At 64.7% G+C, this 2,136-nt stretch carries 2 protein-coding genes; both read right to left on the minus strand.

All coding sequences use genetic code 11. The features are described 5' to 3' along the window. A partial coding sequence (gene nusA / locus Q0S16_RS09215; protein ID WP_295847371.1) for a transcription termination factor NusA occupies nucleotides 1-1,255 on the minus strand: 1,255 nt, incomplete at its 3' end. A 3-nt stretch (nucleotides 1,256-1,258) separates the two neighbouring features. Then, the gene (rimP, locus tag Q0S16_RS09220) at nucleotides 1,259-2,038 is read right to left on the minus strand and encodes a ribosome maturation factor RimP (RefSeq protein WP_295847373.1); all 780 of its coding nucleotides are present in this window, start codon (nucleotides 2,036-2,038) and stop codon (nucleotides 1,259-1,261) included. Nucleotides 2,039-2,136: the final 98 nt, after the last annotated feature.

The following is a 2,136-nucleotide window of genomic DNA, read 5'->3' on the forward strand; positions in this document are numbered from 1 at the left end:
CCCGCGCGCGGCTTTGCAGCTCGGCGGCGGTCTCGTCGTCAAAGCCTTCAATGCCCGACAATTCCTTGACGTCGACCATCGCCAGTTCCTCGACCGAGGTGAACCCCTCGGAGGCCAGCAACTGACCGACGACTTCGTCGACATTCAGCGCTTCCATGAACACCCGCGTCGAGTTCTCGAAATCGGCCTGGCGGCGCTCGGATTCCTCGGTCTCGGTGAGAATATCGATATCCCAGCCGGTCAGCTGCGAAGCCAGCCGGACGTTCTGGCCGCGACGGCCGATCGCTAGAGATAGCTGGTTATTGGTGTCGGGAACGACAACCTCGATGCGCTCGCGGTCTTCATCGATCACGACTTTCGAGACTTCCGCCGGCGCCAGCGCGTTGACCACGAAGGTCGCGATGTCGGCCGACCACGGAATGATGTCGATCTTCTCGCCCTGCAACTCGTTGACCACGGCCTGCACGCGCGAACCGCGCATGCCGACACAGGCGCCGACCGGATCGACCGAGGAATCGCGCGAGATCACGCCGATCTTGGCGCGCGAGCCGGGATCGCGGGCGACCGCCTTGATCTCGACAATGCCGTCATAGATTTCCGGCACTTCCTGCGCGAACAGCTTGGCCATGAACTGCGGATGGGTGCGCGACAGAAAGATCTGCGGGCCGCGGGTTTCGCGGCGCACGTCGAATACATAGGCGCGGACGCGGTCGCCGTTGCGGAACACTTCGCGCGGCAACATCTCGTCGCGCCGCACGATGGCTTCGCCGCGGCCGAGATCGACGATGACGCTGCCATATTCGACACGCTTGACGATGCCGTTGACGATCTCGCCGATGCGGTCCTTGAATTCCTGGAACTGGCGGTCACGCTCGGCTTCGCGCACCTTCTGCACGATCACCTGCTTGGCGGACTGCGCGGCGATCCGGCCGTATTCCAGCGGCGGCAGGGTGTCGGCGATGGTGTCGCCGATCTGCGCGCCGGGGTTGGCGCGCTCGGCATCGAACAGCGAAATCTGGTTGGCGGAATTCTCGACGTCCTCGACCACCAGCATGTGGCGGGTGAGCTGCAACTGCCCGGTCTTCGGGTTGATCTCGGCATGCACGTCGGTTTCGGAGCCGTAGCGAGCCCGCGCCGCCTTGGCGATCGCGTCTTCCATCGCCTCGATCACGATGCTGCGGTCGATGGATTTCTCCCGCGCTACCGCATCCGCAATCTGAAGCAATTCGAGTTTATTGGCGCTGACAGCGGCCATATCTCAGTCTCCTTCGGTGGGGTCGAGGCCTAGACGCTGTCTTTCAGCGGCGAGCCGGTGTTCCTTGGTATTCTTCGGCGGAGCCTTCGCGGCGGCCTTCTTGGCGGCCTTCAGCTTGGGCTTCGGCGCAAAGCTCTTGGTGGGGTCGCTGCGCTTGGCGTGCGGCGGCGGTGCCGGCCGGACGCCAAGCTCCTGCTTCATGTCGCGCTCGGCCTGCTTGCCGCGGCGCATCGATTCCGCGATCAATTCGTCGGTCAGCACCAGATTGGCGTTGGAAATGTCTTCCAGCGGCAACCGCGTGATGGGGTCCTCGCCGTCGCGGGCGCCTTCGCGGTCCAGCAACACGACGTCGCCCTCGATGGCGCCGAGCAGGCCGCGGAAACGCTTGCGGCCGCCGACCGGCACGGCCATCTCGATCTTGACCAGATAGCCCGCATAGCGGTCGAAATCGGTACGGCGGACCAGTGGCCGGTCGATGCCGGGCGACGACACTTCCAGCCGGTAGGCGCGCTCGATCGGGTCGGACACGTCCAGCACCGGCGACAAAGCGTGCGAAATCGCCTCGCAATCCTCGACCAGCATGGTGCCGTCCGGTCGCTCCGCCATGATCTGCACAGTACAGCCCAGTTCACCGGAAATCTTGATCCGGACCAGCCGGTAGCCCATCCCCTGCAGCACCGGGCCAGCCACGGCCGACACCCGCGCCGCCATGCCCGGCTCGACAACGAGGCGCGGCTCGGCAAGCAGATCGCTATCTACGGAATCAGCAGTTGGATCGGTCATATCCAGGGTCAAATCAGGTCTAACTTGCATTGGGTTGATGCCGGGCCTTTGGGGTTCCGGCGGTACGGCCCGAACCGGGTCCGGCGCAAGCTGCGCCG

Source organism: Tardiphaga sp. (genome assembly GCF_025356345.1).
Taxonomy (GTDB): Bacteria; Pseudomonadota; Alphaproteobacteria; order Rhizobiales; family Xanthobacteraceae; genus Tardiphaga.